The organism is Pseudoselenomonas caprae, from assembly GCF_008271345.1.
Classification (GTDB): Bacteria; Bacillota; Negativicutes; order Selenomonadales; family Selenomonadaceae; genus Selenomonas_A; species Selenomonas_A caprae.
Map to the genome: position 1 here is coordinate 24,023 of NZ_VTOZ01000036.1, position 6,718 is coordinate 30,740.

At 56.3% G+C, this 6,718-nt stretch carries 6 protein-coding genes; all 6 read left to right on the forward strand.

Going from position 1 to position 6,718, the window contains the following annotated elements; all coding sequences use genetic code 11:
* The first annotated feature begins 16 nt into the window (after positions 1-16).
* Genes uppS through FZ041_RS13145 form a run of 6 tightly spaced genes read left to right on the forward strand, consistent with a single transcriptional unit; the run spans position 17 to position 6,697 of the window.
* Entirely contained in the window at positions 17-835 is an 819-nt protein-coding gene (gene uppS / locus FZ041_RS13120) for an undecaprenyl pyrophosphate synthase (protein WP_149189887.1), read from the forward strand.
* An 18-nt stretch (positions 836-853) separates the two neighbouring features.
* A complete protein-coding gene (locus tag FZ041_RS13125; RefSeq protein WP_149189888.1) occupies positions 854-1,684 on the forward strand; it encodes a phosphatidate cytidylyltransferase in 831 nt (276 codons plus the stop codon).
* Positions 1,685-1,703: 19 nt separating this feature from the next.
* Complete coding sequence (locus tag FZ041_RS13130; protein ID WP_075445750.1) at positions 1,704-2,852, forward strand: 1-deoxy-D-xylulose-5-phosphate reductoisomerase; 1,149 nt, start codon at positions 1,704-1,706, stop codon at positions 2,850-2,852.
* Between the two features lie 15 nt (positions 2,853-2,867).
* The gene (rseP, locus tag FZ041_RS13135; RefSeq protein WP_075445751.1) at positions 2,868-3,905 is read left to right on the forward strand and encodes an RIP metalloprotease RseP; all 1,038 of its coding nucleotides are present in this window, start codon (positions 2,868-2,870) and stop codon (positions 3,903-3,905) included.
* A gap of 6 nt (positions 3,906-3,911) precedes the next feature.
* The gene (ispG, locus tag FZ041_RS13140; protein WP_149189889.1) at positions 3,912-4,985 is read left to right on the forward strand and encodes a flavodoxin-dependent (E)-4-hydroxy-3-methylbut-2-enyl-diphosphate synthase; all 1,074 of its coding nucleotides are present in this window, start codon (positions 3,912-3,914) and stop codon (positions 4,983-4,985) included.
* Positions 4,982-6,697, forward strand: a complete 1,716-nt coding sequence (locus FZ041_RS13145; protein WP_149189890.1) for a proline--tRNA ligase — start codon at positions 4,982-4,984, stop codon at positions 6,695-6,697. The genes ispG and FZ041_RS13145 overlap by 4 nt, the downstream gene beginning before the upstream one ends.
* Positions 6,698-6,718 lie beyond the last annotated feature (21 nt).

The window sequence follows — 6,718 nt, forward strand, 5'->3', positions numbered from 1 at the left end:
AATGAGGGATTACAATATGATTAAGAAGATTTTGGGTAAAATCGGCCGAGCTGTTGTAACTACTGACGATTTTACCATTCCGGCACATGATTCACCATTGTTCGCAGAAATTAACTGGAAAAAATTGCCGCGTCACGTGGCCATCATCATGGATGGCAATGGACGGTGGGCACAAGGGCAGGGGGCGATGCGTACAGTTGGGCATACCGCTGGTGTCAAAACGCTCAAGAACATCCTCAAGACGGCTATCGGCTTGAAGCTCGATGCGCTGACGGTCTATGCCTTTTCGACGGAGAATTGGAAGCGGCCGCATACAGAGGTCGAGTTCCTTATGAACCTCTTTTCCGAGTACCTCAAGAAGGAACTGCAGGAGATGCATGAGGACAACGTCCGGATCCATTTCATCGGCCGCATCGAAGGTCTGCCAGCATCGCTGCAGAAACAGATGCGCGAGGCTGAGGAGCTCATGCAGGACAATACGGGCGTGAAATTCAACGTAGCAGTGAATTACGGTGGCCAGGATGAACTGGTCCGCAGTGTCCAGTCCATCGTCCGGCGGGTGCAGGCTGGCGAGCTGGCGGCGGAGCAGATTGATGAGACGGTCATCGAATCTGCGCTGGACACGCAGGGCAACCTGCCAGTCGATCTCGTGATCCGCACGAGCGGTGACCAGCGCTTGTCGAATTTCCTGCTGTGGCAGGCGGCCTACGCTGAGTTCTGGTTCACGGATACGAATTGGCCGGACTTCACGCCTGAGTGCTTCGTTGAAGCCATGGTAGACTATGCAGGCCGTGACCGCCGCTTCGGCGGGCTTACGAAGCCGGAGGAAAAATAAGGATTAGGAGCGTTAGTATTGATTACAAGAATAATAACAGGTCTTATCGGTATTGCTTTGGCTGCGTATGTCATCCAGACGGGCGGTACCTTGTTTGCTGGTTTTGCCTTGGTGCTGGGGCTTATTGCCTGGTTTGAGTATGCACGGGCATTCGGTGAGCGTGGCATGGGACTGACTTTATTGACGGGATTCTTAGGCGTCGCTGCCCTTTGGTATACAGGCTGGCAGGGGAATGTTGAGCTCATGGTGGCAGCCGCGACACTCATCGTAGCGATAGTCCTGCTCGAAAGCGTGCTGCTCCGCGGTTCGGTGAGCATCATGGATGCAGTCACTTCCGTGACAGGGATCTTGTATATCGGCTTCCCGTTTGCCTACATGGTCATGCTGCGCGACTGGCCGGAGACACGGCTGATCCCGACGCAGCTGGGCGATTTCGAGTTCGGCTGTGCCTTGATCTGGATCATGTTCATCGGCACCTGGGCCAGCGATACGTTCGCTTATTTCACGGGGTCGGCCATTGGCCGGCACAAGCTCTGTCCCAGCATCAGTCCGAACAAGACCGTCGAGGGCTTTCTCGGCTCTCTCGTCGGTACGACGGCAGCTGTGGCGGGGCTGGGCATCTTCTTTGCCCTGCCGGTGCAGGAGATGGCTATCCTGGGACTGGCCATTGCTGTCCTGGCAACGCTCGGAGATCTGGTGGAATCGGTGGCTAAGCGCTATACGGGCATCAAAGATTCGGGCAGCATCATCCCAGGCCATGGTGGCATCTGGGATCGTTTTGACAGCGTGCTGTTTACGGCGCCATTGGTCTATTATTTTGTCAAGTTCGTCGGTCTGGCGATGAAGTAAGAAGTAAGGAGATTCGGCGATGAAAAATATTGCAGTATTAGGTTCGACTGGGTCGATTGGCACCCAGACGCTGGATGTGGTGCGCAGCCATCCGGAGTTATTCCATATCTCAGTGCTGGCGGCAAATGCTAGTGATGAACTGCTCGAAAAGCAGATTCGTGAATTTGAGCCGGAACTTGCGGTTTTATCCGATGAAGCGGCATATAACCGTTTAAAGAGCCGTTACAGCGGCCCTACCAAGTTGGCTGGTGGCCGGCAGGCTTTTATCGATGCAGCTGCGGTTACTGAAGTTGATACGGTAGTGACTTCGATGATGGGCTTTGCCGGTTTGGAGCCGACGATGAAGGCTTTGGAGGCCAAGAAGAACATTGCCTTGGCGAACAAGGAAACCCTCGTCGTAGCCGGTGAGATTGTCATGCGCCGTGCCAAGGAGCAGGGCGTGTCCATCCTGCCGGTCGACAGTGAGCATTGTGCATTCTTCCAGTGCTTGCAGGGAGAGCGGCTCGCTACGGTGGAGAAGCTGCTGCTGACTTGTTCGGGCGGCCCCTTCCGTGGCATGAAGCGGGAGGACCTCAAGGATGCGACACGCGATCAGGTGCTGGCACATCCGACTTGGAACATGGGGCAGAAGATCACGGTAGATTCTGCGACGCTCGTCAACAAGGGACTTGAGGTCATCGAGGCCAAATGGCTCTATGGCATGCGTTACGATCAGATCCAGGTGGTCGTGCATCCGCAGAGCATCGTGCATTCGATGGTGCAGTTCCATGATGGTGCGGTCATCGCTCAGCTTGGCTCCACGGATATGAAGCTGCCGATCCAGTATGCATTGACGTATCCGGAGCGCACGGATTCGCAGTTTGAGCGTCTCGATTTCTGGAAGATGAAGGACTTGACCTTTGCTGAACCGGATACGGATACCTTCAAGGGGCTGAAATTTGCTTATGAGGCCGGTGAGATGGGCGGCAGTATGCCCTGTATTTTCAATGCGGCCAATGAAATTGCTGTTGGTGCATTCCTGAAGGGTGGCATCAAGTTCCTCGATATTTATGACATCATCGAGCAGACGATGATGAAACGCGAATGCATCATGGAACCAACGCTGGAAGAATTGTTTGAGGAAGATCGCTGGGCCCGCGACTTCGCGGCGTCCCTGCTGACGAAATAACAGGCAGGTGTTTTTATGGTTTTGACGATAGCAGCAGCTATTTTTGTTTTTGGTCTGTTGGTACTGGTCCATGAACTGGGACATTTTATTACGGCGAAACTTACGGGAATGCGCGTAGATGAATTTGCCATCGGCTTCGGGCCGAAACTCATCAGCCATCGCTGGGGAGAGACCGAGTACTCGCTGCGGGTGATTCCCCTCGGCGGCTTCAACGATATCGCCGGGATGAATCCGGCCGATAACGACGCGGGGGAGCGTGGCTATTGCGCGAAGCCGGTGCTGTCGCGCATGATTGTCATCCTGGCCGGCTCGACGATGAATTTCATCCTGCCGGTGATCCTGTTCTTTGGCATCTTTTTCTTTGCGGGTGTCAGCACGCCAAATCCAGATCCCGTCTTCGGGACGGTCATGGAGGGCAAGCCGGCTGCCGAAGCTGGCCTGCAGGCTGGGGACCGGGTGCTGTCCCTCAATGGGCAGAGCATCAGCAAATGGACGGAGTTCGTCGATGTCATCAAGGACAACACGGGGACGCCGGTCGAGCTGGTCGTCCAGCGTGGCGAGCAGCAGTTTTCGGCGACCATGACGCCGGTCTATGACGATAAGGCGAAAAAGGCCATGGTCGGTGTCATGAGCTCGGTGGATACCCGCATGCCAGGGCTGCTGGAATCCCTGCAGCTGGCTGTGCAGAAGACGGGGGCCATCCTTGTCATGATGCTTGATGCACTCTATAAGATCCTGCTCGAGCTTTCGGGTTCCGAGCTGGCCGGACCGATCGGTGTGGCCCAGATGGCTGGCGAGGTGGCGCAGATGGGCTTTGTGCCATTGCTGAATTTTGCGGCTTTCCTGAGCCTCAATCTGGGCATCGTCAATCTGCTGCCCGTCCCGGCGTTGGATGGCGGCCATTTCGCTGGCCTTTGTGTCGAGGCCGTCAGGGGCAAACCGATGGGGCCGAAGGCGCTGGAGTACACGCAGAAGATCGGCATAGTCCTGTTGATTCTCTTGATGATCCTCGCCACCAAGAACGATATTGTACGCATCTTTACGGGAGGCTGACTATAGATGATGAAACGCAAGCATACCCGCCAGATCCATATCGGGCCGGTTGTGATTGGCGGCGGTGCACCGATTTCGGTGCAGTCGATGTGTAATACGAAGACGACGGATACCGAGGCGACCGTAGCGCAGATCAAGGCGCTGCAAGCGGCTGGCTGTGATATTGTCCGGCTGGCTGTGCCGGATATGGAGGCAGCCAAGAATCTCGGCAATATCATCCGGGCGGTGGAGGTGCCGCTGGTCGCCGATATCCATTTTGACTACAAGCTCGCGCTGGAGGCGATCGAGCAGGGGATTTCGGCATTGCGGCTGAACCCAGGCAATATTGGCGGCGAGGAAAAGGTCAAGGCAGTCGTGCAGGCTGCCAAGGCGAAGCATATCCCTATCCGCATCGGCGTCAACGCGGGGTCGCTGGATAAGAAGATCCTGGCGAAATATGGTGCGATCACGCCGGAGGCGCTCGTCGAGTCGGCTATGCAGCATATCCGCATCCTCGAAGCCCTTGATTTCCATGACATGAAAATTTCTCTCAAGGCGCATGATGTGCCGCTGACTTTGGCGGCCTACCGCTTGATGAGCGAGACTGTCGATTATCCGCTGCACCTTGGCATAACCGAGGCGGGAACGGTCAATACGGGAATCATCAAATCGGCTGTCGGTATCGGTGCGCTGCTCGCCGAGGGCATTGGCGATACCTTCCGCATCTCGCTGACGGGCGATCCTGTCGTCGAGGTCAAGGTAGCCAATGAGATCCTGAAGTCGCTGGGGCTCAAGGAATATGGCCCGACGCTGGTCGCTTGCCCGACCTGTGGCCGGACGAGCATCGACCTGCCCGCAATCGCCGCTCAGGTGGAAAAGAAACTTGATGGGATCAAGGATCCCATCGATGTCGCCGTGATGGGCTGTGTCGTCAATGGGCCGGGCGAAGCCCGGGGGGCGGATGTCGGCATTGCCGGCGGCAATGGGGAAGGACTTATCTTCCGCAAGGGCGAAATCATCCGCAAGGTACCTGAGAATATACTCGTCGATGAATTGTTCAAGGAAATCGACGCAATTTTGGAGGAACGCAGACAAAAATGAGAGCAAGTAATTTATATGCACCAACACTTCGCAATACGCCGGCAGAGGCCGAGATTGTCAGCCATCAGTTGATGTACCGTGCTGGCATGATCCGCAAGGTCGCAGGCGGTATGTATAACTTCCTGCCGCTGGGCTGGCGTGTCATCCGCAAGATCGAGGCAATCATCCGCGAGGAGATGGATGCTGCTGGCGGCCAGGAAGTCGGCATGCCAATCCTGCAGCCGGCGGAGCTTTGGGAGGAAAGCGGCCGCTGGGCTGCTTATGGCGATGAGATGATGCGCATCAAGGATCGTCATGGCCGCAACTTCTGCCTGGGACCGACGCACGAGGAGATGATGACGGAACTCGTCCGTGATGAGGTACGCAGCTACAAGCAGCTGCCGCTCATGCTGTACCAGATCCAGGATAAGTTCCGCGATGAGCGCCGTCCGCGTTTTGGCTTGATGCGCAGCCGTGAGTTCATCATGAAAGACCTCTACTCCTTCGATAAGGACATCGAGGGTATGAATGAGTCCTACCAGAAGATGTACGATGCTTACACGAACATCTACACCCGCATGGGACTCAAGTTCCGTCCGGTCGAGGCCGATAACGGTGCCATCGGTGGCGGTCATTCTCACGAGTTCACGGTCCTGGCTGATGCTGGTGAGTCCAATATTGCTTACTGTACGGCATGCGACTATGCAGCCAGTGATGAAAAGGCTGAGCTGGCACCAATCGCAGCGGCAGCGGAAGAGGCTCTGCCACTGGAGAAGGTGGCGACGCCGGGGGCGGATACGATTGAGGAACTGGCAAAATTCCTCGGGGTGCCGGCAGAAAAGACCATCAAGGCTGTCGCGTATCAGAGCGATGCGGATCAGCTCGTGCTGGCATTTGTCCGCGGCGATCATGAGGTCAACGAGGTCAAGGTCATCAACCAGCTCGAGGGTGCGCTTGACCTGCGCATGGCTGACGATGACGCCATCAAGGCAGTGGGCGGCTGCCCAGGCTTCATGAGCCCCATCGGCATCAAGGAGGGCACGCTGATCCTCGTCGATCCGACTGTCATGAATATGGCCAACGCTGTTGCTGGTGCGAACGAGGCAGATCATCACTATAAGAATGTCAATCCACAGCGTGATTTCACGCAGGCGAGCATTGTGGTCACGGATCTGCGCATGGTCAAGGAAGGCGATGCCTGCCCGCGCTGCGGGGCACCGCTGACGATGACGCGCGGCATTGAGGCTGGGCAGGTCTTCACGTTGGGCACGAAGTATTCGCAGGCCATGGGGGCAACGTTCCTCGATGAGAAGGGCAAAGAACAGCCGCTTTATATGGGCTGCTATGGCATCGGCGTCGGCCGTACGATGGCCGCTGCCATTGAGCAGAACAACGATGAGCAGGGCATCATCTGGCCACGGGCTATCGCTCCGTTCGAGGTGGTTGTTGTCGCTGTCAATGCCAAGAAGGAAGAACAGCTCCAGTATGCGGAGGCCATCTATGGCGAGTGCCGTCAGGCAGGTATCGATACGCTGCTCGACGACCGCAAGGAACGTGCTGGCGTCAAGTTTGCCGATTGCGACTTGATCGGTTATCCGGTGCGTGTGGTCATCGGCCCGAAGGCTGTCGAAGAAGGCCAGATCGAGGTCAAGGTCCGCAAGACCGGGGAGGTATTCACCTTCAGCCGTGAAGAGTATCTGGCCAAAGTCCAGGAACTCCTGCAGACCCTCTGAGGATAAATGGGCATGAAAAAA